We start from the raw sequence: 19005 nt of genomic DNA on the forward strand, positions 1-19005 counted from the left end.
AATAAAAATGAGGCAAATACCCATCGTTCGAGTGGCGGCAATAATGCTGAGAAACAATTCTGTTACCGCCCGATACCGTTAACGGTTCGCCGCTTCCATTAAAAAAAAACAAAATAAATTGGAGGCCGTAATGGGGATTTTATGGTTTTTGTTTATTCTTAGTCGAGCTTCAAATCTTGATCTTTTGGTACTTTTGCATCAAGGCAAAAGTAAAGAGGGTTAAATAACGATAATATAAGGAATTACTGATAGTAAATTTGCCACAATCCCCATGTGCCTGCACTCCATAGCATGTTATAATATCGTTCCCTGAGCATCTTAAGATAAAACAAATAATTACGCATAAATTTTGACATAATTCTGATCTCTTTTTTACAGACTGCGGAAATTCTCAAAAACAATTTTACTCGCTACTGCATTAATCACAGTCAATTTAAGCTTTCCATCCTTAATTTTTCGGAGATAGTAATTTTTAAGTTGAGGGCTATGTTGCACCTATGATACTAAGAATATAAAAAAATCCCTTTTTTAGAGACGTGATTCCAGGTACTTCTGCCATTGCCACGTGGTGCGCAGGGCTTCTTCGAGGGCCGTATCGGCTTTCCAGCCCAGTTCACGCTCTGCTTTGTTGGCATTGGCATAGGCGATGGTGATGTCGCCGGCACGGCGGTCACAGATCTGGTAAGGGACTTCTACACTGTTGGCACGTTCGAAAGCCTGAACGACTTCCAGTACGGAGGAGCCTTTTCCCGTACCCAGATTGTAGATGTCAATCACCTTTTGCTCAGGGCTTGAGATAAGTTTCTGAAGAGCCTTTACATGGGCTTTGGCCAGATCAACCACATAAATATAATCGCGGATCGCGGTGCCGTCTTCGGTGGGATAATCATTGCCCCAGATATTCAGTTTTTCGCGAATGCCCGAGGCGGTTTGTGTTACGTACGGTACAAGGTTGTTCGGGATGCCCAGCGGCAGTTCACCCAGAAGTCCGGAAGGATGCGCACCAATCGGATTGAAATAGCGGAGAAGCGATACTTTCCGGTTATGGGCTTCAGCAAAATCTTTCAGGATCTCCTCGCCCATCTGTTTGGTTTTTCCATACGACGATTCCGGCGTCTTCATTGGTGTATTTTCGTCAATAGGCTGCACATCGGCCTGACCATAGACGGTACAGGAGGAACTGAAAATAAAGTTGGTGATATTGCGGACTTTGAATTCCTGAAGGATATTGATTAATGTGAAAAGGTTATTCTCGTAATAGTCAATCGGTTTTTCCTGGCTCTCACCTACAGCTTTGTACGCTGCGAAATTAATACAGCCGGCGATTTCGTGGGCCTCAAAAACTTGTGCGAGCAGTTCTTTTCTTTTTAGGTCGAAAGGATAAAAAGCAGGTTTCTTTCCGCTGATCTGCTCAATGTTATTAAGGATAAACCGTTCTGAGTTGGACATATCATCCACTATAACGACCTCAAAATTATTATTTAATAGTTCTACTACGGTATGCGAACCGATATAGCCAAGGCCGCCTGTTACAAGAATGGTCATAAAATCAGTGCTTTTGGCAAATATACAAAAAGAAGTGTCCCGAAAAATTCAGGACACTTCTCCAAAAATAAAAAAATTGAAAAAAAATTACTCACCCAATTGGGTATATTTATCTGATTGGTTAAACAAATGTATCACCTGCATTTATTTCCTCCAATACGCATAATTACGTAATTTTTTTATTTATTATTTCATCACTGCTTAAATCCATTTATTTTTATAGGCAAGATTGATAATCTGGCTTCTGGAATTGAGATGCAGCTTTTTGTAGATATTATTTACATGGGTCCTCACAGTGTTGGGGCTGATGAAGAGTTTCTCGGCGATCTGTACCGGCGAAAGTCCCTTTACAATTTCTGTCAGAATCTCAGTTTCGCGGTCACTTAACTGGTAATCTTTTGGTGACTGCAGCGACTGATCCGGCTGGCTGCCCTCGCTTAACAGCTTCATAGCCCGCCGCGCAATGGCCGGACTCATGGGTATGCCGTCATACTCCACCACATTTCGTATGGCTTCAATGATGTTCACGCCCTTATCTTCCTTAAGCAGATAACCGCTGGCGCCGGCCTTGATGGCCTCAAAAATCCTTTCATTATCTTCAAAGATAGTAAGCACGATAAACTTAATTCCAGGATAGCGGATCACTGCGCTTGATATGGCAGCAATGCCGTCCAGCACCGGCATTTCCAGGTCCATCAGCACTACCTGAGGATAATCTGATGACGGTATGCGTTCCAGATGACCGAAGAAGTCGTCGCCGTTTCGGGCTTCAAAATCAATGACAATATTGCTGTTTGTAATTTTTTCCCTGATGGTATTTCGGTTAAGTGCATTATCGTCAACAATTGCAACTTTTATCATATCTGTGTTTTTATACTGCTAATATACTGCTTGTCCCCGATTATTATTGCTCTACTATCGTAATTTCTGTGCCTTCAGGCCCTGTTTTCACTTTCAGCTCAAAACCTATCTCGTTAGCCCGGGCCTTCATATTGCTGAGTCCAAAACCGTTGGAATGTTCTCTTTCGTTGAATCCTGTTCCGTTGTCCTTTACCGTTAGCGACATTTTGTCCGTTGATTCAAAATATATGTCTACCCTGTCTGCACCCGAGTGTTTCACTATATTATGCAGAGCTTCCTGCACAATCCTGAACACACTGATGGATTTGGACGATTCCATGCTGCGGTTTACGGCGATATTTTCAGAAATATTGAGCTCAATGTGGGGCACAGTCTTAAAATAGCGTGTACTGTAGCTCAGTAAGCCTTCATAACAGTTTTCAACAGTTGTTTCGCGCATCTTAAGTACCCAGATGGTTTGGCGCAGTAAACTCATAATATGATAGGATATTTCGCGGATTTCCTGCAGGTCAGCACTCCTGTCGCCATGCTTTTGTTCCAGGTTCTCAATCCGCATAATAAGACTGGTCGTGTACGCACCGATATTATCATGAAGGTCACGGCTGATGCGCCGGCGCTCTTCCTCAATTTCTTCGTTTACCCTGGAGTCATGCAGTTTACGCTCGTATTTCGTTCGGTAGTATTGATAAACTAAAAAACTGCTCAGTCCAATCAGCATAGTCACCATAAGGAGGATAAACCACCATTTACGGTAAAAAGGAGGCTGAACGTGGATTTCGATTACTCCAGGGTAGATTTCCTCATAACCGTCCCGGTTGCGGCTTTTGATCTGAAGCTGATGCGGGCCGGCGTTCAGGTGTGTAAGCAAGAGTTTATTACCGTTTGAAAAGGGGAGCCACCCGCCCGCACCAAGTTTATAATAAAGGCCGGACTGATCCAGAAAATCTTTGTCCACCGTCCGGAAAGTGAAGACAGTCTGCATATTGTCCGGTTCAAGTTCCACTTTCTTAAAATAATTTATGATGCGGCCATCCGCTTCAATATATTCCAGAGAAGGGGGCTGAACTTTTTTGCTGGGAATCATTTCGCTCATGGCAAAGACGGAAAGCCTCAATCTGGTTGCGATCACAAGTTCATCTTTTTCCGGAATATATTTTGCGTAGCTTATGTATGGGCTTCTGCCACCATGCCCTCCAAAGGAACCAAAAGGCTTCAGGCCCGTCGCTGTCTTCTCCATTAACAACGTATTGGTAACTACCCATAAGCGTCCCTGCCTGCAGCGGAATATGCTTTTCACAGAATTTCCTGAAAATCCCTGTTTCCTGCCCAGATTCAGAACCTGCCTGTTATTCACCCTGGCTGTCAGTCCGGAGGGTGATCCAACCCACAAAGTATCTTTTTCACTATAAATATAGTTGATATTGTTGGACTCCAAGCCGTTTTTCCTGCTTACACTGCGCGCTGTCCGGATTGCACTGTCGAACTCAATGAATCCGGATTCATAAGATGTGGCAAAAAAATTTCCCCCGTAACTTTCAAAAACATTTTCAATATTGTTAAAGACTGGTAGCCTGATATTTTTAAAGCCGCGGCCGTTTTCTTTAAAAAGTCCGTTGCCATAAGTTGAAAAGACCAGCTTACCATCGGGAGTTTTAAAGATCTTAGAAATGCCGTCGGTAATGTGAAACATCCTTTCCAGCTTAAGTTTTCCGTTATTGATGACATACACCTGCAGCCCGTTGAACGTGCCTGCATATAATCTGTTTCCGTCCACGAACAGCGTAAGCGCGTCCCTTCCAACCTCAAACCTGGATTCTATTTTCTTACCGTCCAGCACCAACACCTCACCCCGTGAAAGTACATAATACTTATTATTGCTGAACACAACAGATCTGACTTTGCCGTTTGCCAGCGGATAGGCTTTTCGCTGACCTTCATTGCGGATATAGGAAAAACCACCGCCCAACGTAGAAAAGTATAAATGACCTTCGGCTGTCTGATGAATATCCGTTAACATATGACTTTCGAGTCCGTTTCTCTCATTTATGGTGTCCAGGACTTTATCATTAATAGAACGGATGATGCCTGTTCCAAAAAGCACACGGTAAGTAATACCTTTCTGTACTGCCGGAGCTTTTTCGGTGCGGAAACGGTCGGTAGCAACCAAAAGTTCTTGTCCTTTCACTACCGCAAAATACTTCTTACTGCCTCCATTTTGCCTAATGTATGCTGGAAGAATTTTGTAGATCTTTGTCAGGTCATTTCTGCTCACTGCATAAATAAAATCTTCACTCTCACTGGAACATATGACGAAATCCGGATTCACATCCGATGGGAAAAGCCCGTAGATCAAACCTTTTTTCCCAATATGACGGTAACGGTGCGTCACCCTATTTCTTTCGGTATTAAAAAAAACCAAATCCTTCCCTGATGCCCAAACAAACATGCCCGATTTTTGGTCCGGCAACACATGATGGATATAATTCCCGGGCAACCCTCCATTTTCTGCATCATAAATCAGAAATTTGCCATTGGAATATTTCACCAGACCCTTATCTGTACCAAACCACAAAAAGCCATTGTGATCTTCTGTAATATTAAAGATATAATTGGTGGGTAGACCTTCATTCTCGGTAATATTTTCAATTACCGAGGCATATTGGGCATGAAAAAGAGGCGGCCACAGCATGAAAAGCACCAGCATTACAGCTACGAAAAGTTGGCGTCCGGATAATTTATTTGAGGGAGTAGCAATATTGCCGCTTTGCATAATTAAATTTAACAAAAATTGCGGACAATTAATATAAATTAACGGAAATTTGCTGCTGTTTTAACTTTACGGATACTATTTTACTTAATCGCTGAATAGAAATGCGTCTAACGAACCGGTAATATCGTTATAATCTTTTATAAACAAACGAATACAGCTGAATTTCAGCACTATCTTTTTTACTTAATTATTCTACCCAAATCTCATCTATGGCAACCAACGGGCTCTTGCTTGGGTGGCTTTTCCACTCGGGCAATTGGGGCAACGGATCAATAGAAATTTTTATGTATTTTATTTTTTTACCTGCAGTAAAAGTGACAGGATAGGATGTAACACTCTTCTTTTGCGTTACCGAGGATTGAAAAGAGGACAACTCATTATAGTGCAGGCCGTCCGCCGAAACAGTTATCGAGACTTTTCTAGGAAGAAAAATCCAGTGTCTCTGGTCTTCCAGAAAATTCGGAGTAATGGAAGTAACATATGTTTCTTGCCGAAGATCAAGAGTGATTGTATTGCTGCCTTCAAAAAGAAGCCAGTTTAAGCTGAAATCATGCATACCGTACATTCCGTCCGTTAAAGTCCGAGTTCCTTTTGCAGGATAATCTTGAATCCAGGGTTTCTCAAAACTAACCGCCGCACCGGTGGCCAGGGTGACCGGGATTTCTTTTTGAAATATCTGTGACCATTCTTCGATATATGATTGAGCAGTCTGTCCACCTTCTGATAGTTGGGTAATACCTGCGGATTTTAGACTAAGACCAAAGTCGTGCACTTTCTTTTTCAGACCAGACCTTATTTCCCATTTTCTGGCGTGACTTTGAGAATAAATCCCGTGGGCATCTTTCCCGAAGAATTTTGCCTGCTGAAGTCTGGTGTAGTCCAGCGAGAGCCGAAGCTTGCGAATACGGGCACGAATGGTTTTACTGACCGAAGCACTTTCAGCACGATCGAGAAGTGCCTCATACTGCGCCAGTTGCTTTGACGAAAGGTAAGCATCATGTTCTTTAACAGGATTACCATATATATCAAGCTTCCGGCCGGACTTCTCCACATTTGACCTTAAATTCAGAAGATAATCTCTGACAAAAACAGAGACTTCACCATAATATCCTTTAACAAATTCTTCAAAAAGCATCTCATTATCCAGTTCTTCATTCCATAGTTTTCGAGCAAGGATGTACGATTTCAGTTCAACCTGATCTACGTAATTTTGGTCTCCCAGTTGCGCAAAAACTCCTTTGATTTTATTTTTTTTGTAGAAATGAACATTGGAACCGGCATTGGGAAAATCCGGGAAGGGCGCGAGATAGTTGGTGAACTGCGTATAGTAATCCCACACGTACACATGAGGAGTGATCTGAAGCCAGTCTTTGAGATTGTTCCTGAAAGCAGCCGCCGATTTCCCTGTTTCGACCGGTTCATTCCTGAAAATTTCAATATTACTGAGCAGAATAATGACATTAGGAAGTGGTTTGGTACGAAGTGGTGCACGCGCTGTAGCCCCGTAAGAAATAGTGGTGAAGGTTTTTTCCGGATACCGGGCAGCAATAATATTTACAAACTGAATGAGGGTACCTTGCGGCCCTCCCTCTACCCTGTTTACAGTACTGCACAGTCCGCATTCGCAGTGACTGCTGTTATCATTGGGACTTATGGACCAGAATTTTTTATCAGGATTTTCTTTGAACAGTATTTCAAGTTTCTCAAGGGTAAGCTGCAGGACTTTTGGATGTGACAAACATAATTGCTGCAAAGTCCTTTTGCCTCTGGATAAAGAAAAATAGTCGGGATGCTTTTTAAAAAATATGTTGGGTACCAGGGTAGAAAAGGAATGCCCCCACAGGCCCCAGTAATCATCCAGGCGGTGAAGCTTGTACCAGTCCATATATTCCTCGTCCGATTCCGCTGTTGAATAAACCTCGCGGTAGTCAAACGAAGCCTTTTCAATTATATCTACCGGAAGGTTGATACGGATATCCCGGATTTTTGGACATTCCGCAGGCTCATTTGGCGCCCATTTACGGCATTTTAGATAGTTTTCTATAAAATGGTAAACCGCAAACAAAATACCGCGGTGGCCATTCCCCTCCAAAATTATATTTTTGCCGTTATTCGAAATTGAAAATGTATCGGTGGATAAAACTTCAGACTGAGAAACCGTACTGCCAATACTGATCGCAGGCTTATCTCCCGCAACAGTAGAAACAGGCAGTAGTGCACCAGTCACCTTTTGAAAATAACGTTGCAATATTCGCGCAGCTTTCTTTTCATTTTCCGAAGCCTCTGCCGGAATAATAATAACATATTCAGATTTGCCCGCTTTCACCACGTTGAGTGAGAATTGCTGTGCGGCAGAATTACCCCGCATCAGAAACAGGAATATAATAACATACAGAATTTTCATTTAAAATGCTAAGGGGCAAAAATAATATTATAAATGTTACCGGGCGAGAATATCATCGTGCGATACCATAGCTTCTACTATCCTAAAAGTTCAATATATTTGTTTCCGCAAAACACGCCCATGAAGTCATCTTATTTTTCATTTATTTCAGCTCCCAAAAAAACAATCGCCGTTGCTTCATTTTGTATGTTGCCTTTAAGTGCATTGGCGCAGCAACAGCCAAGTTCAGACGAACTTTTTATTCAGGCCCGCACAGCCGCATTTGAAGATAAAGACTATCCGAAAGCCATCTCCCTGGCAAAACAGGCTTTGGAAATCTCACCGGATTACACCGATATTTCCGTCTTTGTAGGGAGGCTCTATACATGGAATAAGAACGTAGATCAAGCGCGGGCTGTTTTTGCCGAACTTGAGCGTAAGCAGGAAGATGATGCCGATTTCTTTCTGGCATATGCCTCTCTGGAATACTGGAATGACAGTAATGGCCGCGCACTGGAAATCCTGGAAAAGGCCACTGCACTTCATCCTGACTCAGAAACATTATGGCTGCTGCAATCGAAAGTATACTTCAGCGAAAATCAGTATCTGAAAGCAGAAGAAGCGGCAAATAAAGTTTTAACAATTAATCCAGTAAATACTGAAGCACGGGAAATGCTTGTAAAGCTAAGAGATCTTACTGCCAAAAATGCGATCGGAATAACTTACAGCTACACTCATTTTGATAAACAGTTTGCTGAAGACTGGCATTTAACAGGTCTTAGCTACAAAAGGGTAACACCTGTCGGCTCCGTTATTCTGAAAGGAAATTTGGCTAATAAATTTGGCGATACCGGCACTCAGCTTGAACTGGAAGCTTATCCACGACTTTCTAAAACATTTTACCTGTATGTAGGCGCAGGATATTCAAATGACGTCGGCATTTTTCCAAAATACAGAACCGGCTTATCTCTGAATGCAAATCTGCCCAAAAGTTTTGAGGCCGAAATTGGTTATCGCCAGCTTTATTTTTCAGATAATATCTGGCTTTATACGGCTGCAGTAGGTAAATACTATAAAAATTTCTGGTTTAACCTTCGAACGTACATTACTCCGGACGAAAAGAATATTTCACATTCCTACACAGGAACCGTAAGATATTACACAAAAGGTGCTGACGATTATATCTCCGTACAGGCCGGAACCGGAATAAGTCCCGACGACAGCCGCAATAATTTGCTCGAGAGCGAAAACTATAAACTGAAAACCTTTAAAATTGGTGCAGACTATAATTTTGTAATAAACAAAACCAACGTTTTTTCAGTAGGAGCTATGTATTTTAATCAGGAATACAGAGCCAATACCCGTGGGAATCAGTTTGATCTTTCTTTAGGATATACCAAAAGGTTTTAATTAAAAGGCCCCGTTAATTTACGGGGTGGAATTACCGGTTTCTGAAAAAATTAGTCACTGTGCTGTCCGGCATTAGTTTGTTTGATGAGGTGAAACTACTGTTCATAGCCCGGAAATTATTAAAATAACTCAATATTCTTTTACGCTCTTTTGCATCATATACAGGGTCCTCCTGCATCTTTGTTAAGTGAAAAACCTGCTTGTCCTGCAAGTGATAGTTTCCGAAAACAAAATTCTGGAGTTGGTCCTTACTTTTCATGATAGGAATCCCCGCCGCATTTGTACTCTGAGTACTTTTAAGACCTTCACCTACCCATGCGACGGTGGACGGCGTTTTCAGGTTATAATTTCTGCGGTAATAGGAAAGCAGTGAGGGTGCCACATCAAAATGACTTACAATGGTATTAAAACGTTTAGGTTCTTTGATTAAACTTGAATAAATAACCAATGGAACACGGAACCGGTCAATTTTAGACTGCAGCATAATCTCCGGCATACTGTGATCTCCGGTAATTACAAAAATGGTGTTTGCAAAATCTGCACGTTTCTGGTACTCTTCAAAAAAACCTTTCAATGCATCGTCTGCATTCAGAATTGCGGTTAACTGTTTTTTATGCTCAGTGGCAAGTTGTTTTTGCTGCGGATTCAATTTTCCGGAATTCAAAATCCTAAAGAATTGCTTTTCATAATAGCCCGCCTTGTTAATGAGGAAAGGACTGTGTGTTGAAAGTGTAAATAGCGTATTAAAATAGGGACGGTTTTGTTCTTCCTGAAAGTGAAGCATTTTAGAAAATACGGCCTGATCCTCATAACCCCAGCTTTGCCCATTTTTTGATGGCAGTTTTAAATAACCCCGTCCAAAGGACTTTTCATCAATAATATGTTCTACTTCGCTATATTTTAGGTACTGGTCCATCTTGTCAAAATGACTGTCACCCCCATAATAAAACCCTGTACTGAAACCGTTCCGCTGCAATACATTATAAAGGTTAAAGTGCGGCGGTATTCTCTCGAGTTCCAGAAAACCGTTCTGCGCGAAAGGAAGTGATCCCGTGAGCGTGGGCAAAGCCGCAAATGTACGCCCGGAAGAACTGAGGGCATTTTCCCAGGATAGCCCTTTAGAAGACAGCTTGTCTAGAAAAGGTGCAAAATTACCAATATAACCTTCCGGCGAGGTATATGCATGACCAAACCCCTCCATTACAATTAGAACGAGATTGGGAACTTTTTCTGACTTATTTAGCAGAGGTCCCAGGAAATCCTGTGTATCTTCTTTTTTCCAAAACGGATAATTTTCATCCAGCATTTCTGAATGCAAATTAAACTTACCTCCATTGCCTAAGAGTTCTGAAATTTCAGGACGGGCAAGCACATTGTTCATATTTGAACTGAAGAAATATTCCCATTTACTCTTTGCGGCGGCTTGTCCGAATTCGTTAATTTTATCCGTATCGATAAGATGTCTGGGGATGAGGAACGAAACAAGTCCTACGGACAGAATTACAATACCGGCAAGCGGCGATTTAAAAGCAGTTCTGCCTGCTAAGTAAAAAGGGATTACCGCGATTACAGTAAGAATTAGCATCAGCGCCATATTCTTCATAGTGAGCATTCCACTGGCATCCAACGTTTGCTTCATTTCAGCCTTGGTGTAATACTGTACATCGGCACCAAGCATGTTGCCGGATTCCGAAAAATAAATAAACAGGACGAACTGGAAAATAATCATGGCACTGAAAAGAATCAGCGCGAGATTACGGGCCCATCCGGTTTTTACAAAATTTAACAGCAGATAAATAATACCAGTACCAAACAAGATTTTGAAAAGGAACAGCGTATTATCCAAAAGAAGACTCAGTACGATAAGATGCGATTCAAAACTTTCTACTGCATACCTGTACCAGGCCCATTCGGCAGCCACTGAAATTAAAAACATGAGTACAAACACAGCAGCAGTTACCCCCCAGGACCTTAGTCCAAATTTCAGGATAGCCAGCATCCTTTTTCCCCACGGAAGGTTTTTTGTTTCCTGACTGAAACCCTGCCTGGTCATTTCGCCCCATGAATGTGATTTTTTAAAATAATCGATAAAACCTTTAACACCTGCCTTCACTACAATAGGATGAAAGTAAAATGGTTCCAGAAGGGCCGTCCCTATTAAGGAAAGAAAGTCCTTTCGCTTGGTGTAGACCTGCCTGCTCACCAGATCAACAAGAATGGCATAGAATGAATAGAGGAATCCGGCTGAGATAACGAGAGCACAGAGAATCAGAAAGAATGACCAGTTGATAATGCCGAGGATGAGGAAAAGGATGAAAAAGAAATATCCCGCAAATTCAATGATTGGTCCTAAAAATTCAAAACTGAACCAATACGGAAGGCTTACCGTGCCTAATTTGCCGTACTTGGGATTGAACATCATCCGGCGGTGCTTCCAAAGTGTTTCCATAGTCCCGCGCATCCATCGGTTACGCTGTTTTACAAGAATTTCTTTGGATTCCGGAGCTTCGGTCCAGCACAGGGGGTCCGGAATGGTAATCACTTCATAAGGTTCATTGCGCTCCTCCATATACTGACGCATGCGCACCACAAGTTCCATATCTTCGCCCACTGTGTTCTTATCATATCCTCCACAGGCCAGAACAATTTTCCTGTCGAAAACGCCGAAGGCGCCTGAAATCAGAATAAGTCCGGAGGCTCGGGACCACGCCATGCGTCCGAGAACGAAAGCACGGATGTATTCCAGGACCTGTGTTTTACCAAGCAAAGTTCTCGGCAGATTGACTTCCACCACTTTACCGTTCTCAATCCGGCAGTTGTTGGCCAGACGGATTACTCCGCCGCAGGCGATGAGTTTCTTATCAGTTTGCTGAAGAAAAGGTTTCGCCAGTTTAAGTATTGAGTCCTGCTCCAGAATACAGTCTACATCAATACAAACCAGGTAATCTCCGCTGGAAATATTTACACCTACATTCAGCGCATCGGCTTTACCTCCGTTTGCCTTATCCACGACTATGAGTTTATGAAATGCCGGGTTTTTACTTTTATAGATTCCGCGCACCTCCGCCGTAGGTATATTGCCCTGAATAAAAAAAGCCACAGACTCAAGTTCATAGGCATCGATGAGTTTCTGAATGGAATCGTCCTTACTGCCGTCATTAACGATAATAATCTCAAGATTATGATAATACAGGGACAGCAGGGAACGAACATTTTCCACAATCGTCATCCCCTCATTGTATGCCGGGGCAATTAAGCTGAAAACAGGGGCATTGGGATTGGATGCAATAATATTGTAATCTGTAAATGTGTTTTCCCTCTTATAGCGCAGGATAGCTCCAAGTGCATATATTCCCATCCAACTGTACACCAGCAGAACGCCACATGCATAAAGCAGGAAAAACCATATTACAACCTCATAAACAATGTGGGAAAACTCTGTCATATTTTTTCCTGTAAAACGTGTTTAATAATTGAAACCAATTCTGAAGGGGAACAGGACTTTGAAGCTAAGGACTGCAACTCTCCGGACAGATTAAGTCCGTGTAGACCTTTTGCGGCACCAATCCTTGCTGCTACAGAGTCATTACCCAATAGTTTTTGCCTGAAAAAGTCGGCCGCGCGAATGTCGGACATTTTACAAATTGAATTTATGATTTCAACTTTCACCTCATCAGGCTGGGTTTCGTATGATGAAAAATAATCCGACAGTGTTTCTGCATTCTCCAGTGTTTGCAGAGTTTCCACGGCCTGAAGCCGGATTTGTATGTTTGGATGACTGAAAAGGGCTAATACATCAGCATACATATTAAGCAATTGATATTTGCTGATGATCCGCAGTACAAAAACAGTCACAGATGGATTTGCACTTTGCAGCCACTCGCGCAGCATGCCTTCAGAATCCGGCGGAACCTCCGGTATGGAATTGAGCAGCCGCAACTGCTGCCATTCCGACAGTATTCCCTGAGCATCATTTAAAAAATTCAGACCTTCAAAACCATTGAAAGTCACTACAGAATACTGTGCCTCCTGATACACCTGAGGTGACGGGTGATGCAGCAGCCGTGAGATGGCCGGCAAAGCCTTTCCTACCCTCATTGCGGTAAGCTCCAGTATGCCACCCGCAATAAGATGCGTCCGCTTTTGGCCAAGTTTACTTAAACTTTCCTTTTCCAAACCATTTTCATTAAAAAGCGACCGTATGATGAGGCCTGCGCCGCCGGAAAACTTCTTTTCGGCGCTGATTAATTTTTCCAGCATGAGCCTCCGGTAGGCAGGACGCTGGGCAATTCCGGAATTATTGATTCGACCGGGGACCTCGCCTCCATTTACAATCGCCCCGGCAATTACAGCGTCAATCTCTGCAGACCACGATTCAATGCTAACCTGCTTTCGGTACTGCAGCAATCCATAAAGCAGTACAGCAAAAATAAGCAGCAACACCACAGCAAGCAGGCTGATGAGTACTATGACGAGAAAATGGAGGGAAATACTAAGCAACATAATCAGGATGCCGCTAATCTCTTCACCCTAAGCATCAGTTCGTTAGGGCTAAAAGGTTTTACAATGAAATCGGCTGCTCCCAAACCAAAAGCGTTCAGGATTACATCTTCCTGGCCCATGCTGGAGAGCATAATTACAGGAATGTTCTTACCTGCGGATTTTATAGCTGCAAGTATTTCAACCCCGGAAGCAAAAGGCATCATAATATCACTAATGACAAGGTCTACATTCCTCTCCATAACTGTATCAATTGCCTCCTTTCCGTTTCTGGTGAGAATCACTTCGTAACCTTCCTTCTGCAGTTTGTGTTCAATAGTTCTTAAAATAAGTTCATCATCCTCAGCTATTAAAATAGTCATAGTCTGGTTTATTTTATTAATCTTTTTATTGTTTCTAATCCCTTTGTTATTGCCTTTGCGATCTCACTGTCCAGAGCGATGAAATCCGGATTACGGTCTACGGTATTTTCCCATCTGGCAGCGGTATCAGCGAGACTGAACAATCCGGCAGTGCCCGCGGTGCCTTTTAGTTTATGGAGAATCTTTTTTACTTCATCTGCGTTTCCTGCCCTACAGGCCTCAGCAAGTGCCTTTCCCGAAGTTTCCGTTTCCTGAATTACCAGATTAAGAAACATTTCACGAAAGTCTTTGTCATCCCCTATTTGCTGTTCCAGATGATTCATATCCAGATAGAGGTCCGATTCTTCCCCATTTTGCCAGTCTGCAGCCTTATCATAAATATGTGTTTTCAGTGCTTCCAGAAGCTCTGCCTGTCTTAACGGTTTTGTCAGGAAATGATCCATACCCGCGTCCAGGCATTTTTCCTTTTCACCCAAAACGTTACCGGCTGTGACGCCTATTATTACTGGCTGTTGGCCCGGCAGTTGCCGAATCATCCTGGTTGCCTCAATTCCGTCCATCACCGGCATCTGCACATCCATCAGGATGAGGTCAAAGAACTGACTGTGGCAGAGCTCTAAGGCCTGCTTACCGTCGGTAGCCTCAGTAAAAACCGCTTCAGGCACCAGGGACTGCATCATTCGGTTGTTGAGGACCATGTTCACGGGGTTGTCATCTACCAACAGTACCTTCAGACCTGACAGAGTTACCTCATCCTTTTCGGTTTTTACATTTACAGCCTGTTGATCCAACTGATGTACAGCCTGTTTCAGCGTATGATAAAGATCCCGGGATTTTATGGGTTTAAGCAGGCAGAAACTGTTCTCATTCTTTCGGAAGGAGTTAATCACTTCATGTTCCTCCGAAGAAGTATGAAGCACTACCAATGGCGAAACTTCTTCCTTTTCTTTAAAGAGTTCACGAATCTTGTCGATGGTTTCAATGCCCGATATTACCGGCATATGATAATCCATCAATATGACATCAAACCGTTCGCCTGCCATTAGAATCTGAAGCGCTTCCATCCCGTTCGAGGCAAGTCGGGAATTAATACCTTTAAAAGCGAGCATGTGCTGAAGGATCATCCTGTTGTTTTCGTTGTCGTCTACAATAAGTACTCGCTCAATACCCAGGGCGGCTATATCCTCCTCATCATTGATATTACCTTCCTCATACGGCACTTCTATATCAAAATAAAACTCGGATCCCTCTCCCAGGGTGCTTCTTAGTGACAGCGAAGTTCCCATATACTTCAGTATATTATTGGAAATAGTAAGTCCCAGTCCGGTACCTCCATACTTCTTGCTTACAGAACTGTCTTCCTGGGTGAAAGCATCAAAGATACGCTGCTGCTTGTGTTCAGGAATTCCGATACCGGTATCACGGACAGAAAATCTTAGTTTAATGCGGTCCGGATCTTTGTCCAGTTGCTGTACCTTAAGTTCAATTTCGCCACGGTCTGTGAATTTCACTGCATTACCCAGCAGATTGATAAGAATCTGGCGCACACGGGATTCATCCATTAAAACTATTTGTGGCAGCCCGGGCTCAATATTTAACAGCAGTTCAAGATCCTTTTTCTGGGATTGGTACAGGATAACGTTCATCACCTGACTAACCAGGTCGTATAATTGAGTCCGGTCAATCATAAGTTCCAGTTTGCCCGATTCAATCTTAGAAAAATCCAGGATATCATTAATGATAGAAAGCAAACTTTCACCCGACTCATTAATATAATTGAGGTATTGGGTCTGCATTTCATTCAGGGGCGTGCGCAGCAGGAGGTCGGAGAATCCAATGACACCGTTGAGTGGCGTTCGGATTTCGTGGCTCATATTGGCCAGAAATTCAGATTTTGCTTTGTTGGCAAGAATAGCAGTTTCTTTGGCAGTTTTCAGTTCCTGCGTAGTTTTAACCCGCTGGGTGACATTCTGTACGGTGACTATGATACCTCCAATTACCTCATCAGACAGGTACCAGGGTCCAACCTGCAGATTGTAATTCTGAGGTTCCTCTTTATTGGACACGGGAACGGTTAAATTTTCATTACTGTAGGATTTTCCGACAAGGGCTTCCTTGTAGATCTGTACACGATCTTCAGGAATGTTCGGAGAAATTTGAAAAATATTTTTACCGATAATGAAATTGGGGTCCATGGAAAATTCATCTGTCCAGCACTTGCTAACTGAGAGGTAATTGAGGTCATTATCGAACATCGCAATGGCTACAGGAACATCGCTGATAAAAGACTGTAGCATCGCTTCCTTCTTCTCAAGCTCCATATAGGTTCTTTTAGCCTGGTCTATATCCTGAACAATCCCGAAAACTTTACGGCAAACGCCGTTTTCAAATTCCGGAATACCTATGGACCGAATCCAAATGCACCGGCCCTGAGGCAGCTGGAGTTGCAGTTCCTCATCATAGGGTTCTCCCATACCCACAGCGCGGTTGAAGAGCGTGGTTGCTCTTTCCCGGCTTTCCTCCGTATAAAAAGCAAGTGCCGAATCCAGGTCCGGCTCGTAATCCGGTGGTACCATATGAATCTCCCGCGTGGTGTCGGACCAATAAGTTTTCTGTGTAATAATATTGACTTCCCAGCCGCCTACTCTGGCCGCGGCACTGGTCTGTTCCAGAATTTTCTTGGTATAAACAAGATCTTTTTCCAGGGCCATTTTATCAGTCACGTTCAATGCAGTACTAAGCACGTAGGGCATCCCATTCTCATCAGTCTCTACCATATTGTGGTACATCCAGATAAATTCCTGTCCCTCCCGGGAATGTAAGACCATGTAACCGGAATCTTCGCCGTTTTTCTTTATCCTGTCCAGATATTCGGAGAGCTCAACCCACCGCGTTTCGGGTACAAGGTCACGCAGGTTGAGTTTTTTCGCCTCCTCTGAACTGTAGTTTAACATCTGACGTCCTTTTTCATTCACCGCCAGAATATTTCCTTCCATATCATGCATGCTCATCAGGCCAATGGCATTTTCAAAGAAACTCCGGAACTTCTTTTCCGATTTTTCCAAACGCTGTTTCTCCTGAACAAGCTGTGTGATATTCCTGCCAAAACAGAAAACTTCTGTGCCGCTGTTGTTACTTTTAATCAGCCATTCAATAATGGTTGTTTCCCCGGAATCGGAGCGCAGGTAACCCCTGAAGGAGTATTCGCCGTTATCGTTAAGCAGCAAATCTTCTGGTAGGGGCCTACTGCCGTGCGCCTTCAGAATATCCAGAAAATTTTGACCCTTAACGTCGGATTTAAGCTCCAAAGTGCGGGAAAATGCCGCATTTGCATCCTTCAAAATATAATCATTGTCGGTAACGCAAATAAGATTATTTGTTACTGAAAACAATTGCTCGAAATACTCTGCATTTGTCTGCTTACGCCTGGCCATCAGCTGTACGGCAGCCGCCTGGCCAATCTTCTCCAGTGCCGCAACCTGACGGGCAGTCAATGTCCTGGGTTCAAAGTCAATAACACAAAGCGTTCCCAGTACAAACCCCTCATCGTCCAGAAGTGGAGTTCCTGCGTAGAATCTGATGCCCCCTGCGACAATCAGTTCGTTTGAAGACGTCCGTTCGTCGGAAAGCGTGTCATTAATCACAAGTGTTTTTCCGCTTTCAACGGTATACTGACATACGGTGTTCCGGCGGTCTACACACTGGAATTCAAGACCGACACAACTCTGTATGGTTTGTGCATCCCGCTCCATCATTCCAATAAGTGATGCCGGACAATCAGTAACAAGGCAGGCAGCCTCGGAAAACACATCGAGATCCTGATCTTTTGCCATATTAAGCAGATCATAATAGGCCAGTTTATTCAACCTTGCCTCTTCGTTTTCAGTACGGGGAAAATTTTTCATTTAAAATGGTTTGATAAGGCTACGCGGCCTGATATGACAGCAATTATGTGTCCCTGATTTCAATTATTTTACTATTGAGTCTGCCTAATCCTGAGCGGTTGACAGAAACTCCAGTACTGAATCGGTGATGAATTTGAGTTGCTCTTCCTCCAACTCGGTATGCATAGGCAGTGATAAAACCTGATCCAAAAGCAGGTCGGTGTTCACGAAATCTTCCGGATTGCTTTCCTGATAATAGGCTTTCTGTTTCCTTAACGCAACAGGGTAATAGATCATGGCAGGTATTTCTCTTTCAGCCAGGAACTGCTGTAACGCATTCCTCTGTCCATTCAGTATCCGGAGCGTGTACTGATGAAATACATGTGTGGAGTAATCTGTCCTTTTGGGTATAAGAATCTGTGGATGGTTGCCGAAGGCTTCATCGTAATAGTCTGCTGCTTTTCTGCGGGCTTCATTATATCCATCCAAATGCGGCAGTTTTTTGCGCAGAATGGTTGCCTGAACGCTGTCAAGCCTTGAATTAACACCTACTTCATCATGATAATATCTTTCATACATTCCATGATTTACGATGCCGCGGAGCTTATGCGCCAGTTCGTCACTGTTGGTAAAAACAGCTCCTCCGTCGCCATAGCACCCTAAATTCTTAGACGGAAAAAAGGAGGTTGTTCCCATCGTTCCCATCGTTCCCGCCTTGCGTACGCTGCCATCAGAAAATGTAAATTCAGATCCGATTGCCTGGGCATTATCTTCAATCACCTCCAGTTTATGGGCTCTGGCCACTGAAAGGATTTCTTCCATATTGGCACATTGACCAAAAAGATGTACAGGAATGATTACTTTGGTGCGTGGTGTAACAGCCGCCCTGAGCTTTTCTGTGTCAATTGTAAAGGTGTCATAATCTACATCTACCAGAACAGCCTTAAGTTTCAGCAGATGGATCACTTCAACGGTTGCGGCAAATGTGAAATCTGCGGTAATCACTTCGTCACCTTCTTCCAGACCTAACGCCATCAAGGCAATCTGAAGGGCATCCGTACCGTTGGCACAGGGAATTACATGTTTTACATCCAGATAGTTTTCCAGTTCAGTCTGAAAGGATTTAACCTCCGGGCCGTTAATAAACGCGGCCGACTCCAGCACATTAAGGACTGCATTGTCTACGTCGCTTTTTATTTTAAAATACTGCGTTTGCAGATCTACCATCTGAATTTTCTTCATACTAAATACAATATGGCGTAAATTTACATATATTTAAATATCTAAAGA

At 43.1% G+C, this 19005-nt stretch carries 10 protein-coding genes; 1 reads left to right on the forward strand and 9 read right to left on the reverse strand.

Annotated features, from left to right (window positions below; genetic code table 11):
- Positions 1-528 precede the first annotated feature (528 nt).
- The 4 genes from galE to F7R58_RS06435 form a co-directional block, all read right to left on the reverse strand.
- A complete protein-coding gene (gene galE / locus F7R58_RS06420; protein ID WP_158064110.1) occupies positions 529-1545 on the reverse strand; it encodes a UDP-glucose 4-epimerase GalE in 1017 nt (338 codons plus the stop codon).
- A 201-nt stretch (positions 1546-1746) separates the two neighbouring features.
- Positions 1747-2406: a response regulator transcription factor gene (locus F7R58_RS06425; protein ID WP_158064111.1), complete on the reverse strand. Its 660-nt coding sequence runs from the start codon at positions 2404-2406 to the stop codon at positions 1747-1749.
- 43 nt (positions 2407-2449) lie between these two features.
- On the reverse strand, positions 2450-5176 hold the full coding sequence (locus F7R58_RS06430) for a two-component regulator propeller domain-containing protein (protein ID WP_158064112.1): 2727 nt from the start codon (positions 5174-5176) through the stop codon (positions 2450-2452).
- 187 nt (positions 5177-5363) lie between these two features.
- Positions 5364-7580 carry a DUF4838 domain-containing protein gene (locus F7R58_RS06435; RefSeq protein ID WP_158064113.1) on the reverse strand — a complete coding sequence of 739 codons (2217 nt, stop codon included), beginning with the start codon at positions 7578-7580 and terminating at the stop codon, positions 5364-5366.
- 120 nt (positions 7581-7700) lie between these two features.
- Here F7R58_RS06435 and F7R58_RS06440 point away from each other — a divergent pair, with 120 nt between their 5' ends.
- A complete protein-coding gene (locus F7R58_RS06440) occupies positions 7701-8969 on the forward strand; it encodes a YaiO family outer membrane beta-barrel protein (RefSeq protein WP_158064114.1) in 1269 nt (422 codons plus the stop codon).
- 31 nt (positions 8970-9000) lie between these two features.
- Here the strand turns inward: F7R58_RS06440 and F7R58_RS06445 are convergent, their stop codons facing one another.
- From F7R58_RS06445 to F7R58_RS06465, 5 genes are all read right to left on the reverse strand, one after another.
- Positions 9001-12414, reverse strand: a complete 3414-nt coding sequence (locus tag F7R58_RS06445; protein ID WP_158064115.1) for a sulfatase-like hydrolase/transferase — start codon at positions 12412-12414, stop codon at positions 9001-9003.
- Positions 12411-13472, reverse strand: coding sequence for a HEAT repeat domain-containing protein (locus F7R58_RS06450; protein ID WP_158064116.1), 1062 nt, complete (start codon positions 13470-13472; stop codon positions 12411-12413). The genes F7R58_RS06445 and F7R58_RS06450 overlap by 4 nt, the downstream gene beginning before the upstream one ends.
- Positions 13473-13474: 2 nt before the next feature.
- Positions 13475-13831: a response regulator transcription factor gene (locus F7R58_RS06455; RefSeq protein ID WP_158064117.1), complete on the reverse strand. Its 357-nt coding sequence runs from the start codon at positions 13829-13831 to the stop codon at positions 13475-13477.
- Positions 13832-13839: 8 nt separating this feature from the next.
- Positions 13840-17736, reverse strand: a complete 3897-nt coding sequence (locus F7R58_RS06460) for a response regulator (RefSeq protein WP_158064118.1) — start codon at positions 17734-17736, stop codon at positions 13840-13842.
- An 84-nt stretch (positions 17737-17820) separates the two neighbouring features.
- Positions 17821-18957, reverse strand: coding sequence for a DegT/DnrJ/EryC1/StrS family aminotransferase (locus F7R58_RS06465; protein ID WP_158064119.1), 1137 nt, complete (start codon positions 18955-18957; stop codon positions 17821-17823).
- Positions 18958-19005 lie beyond the last annotated feature (48 nt).

This window comes from Chryseobacterium sp. (assembly GCF_008831505.1).
In the GTDB taxonomy this organism is placed as follows: Bacteria; Bacteroidota; Bacteroidia; order Flavobacteriales; family Weeksellaceae; genus Marnyiella.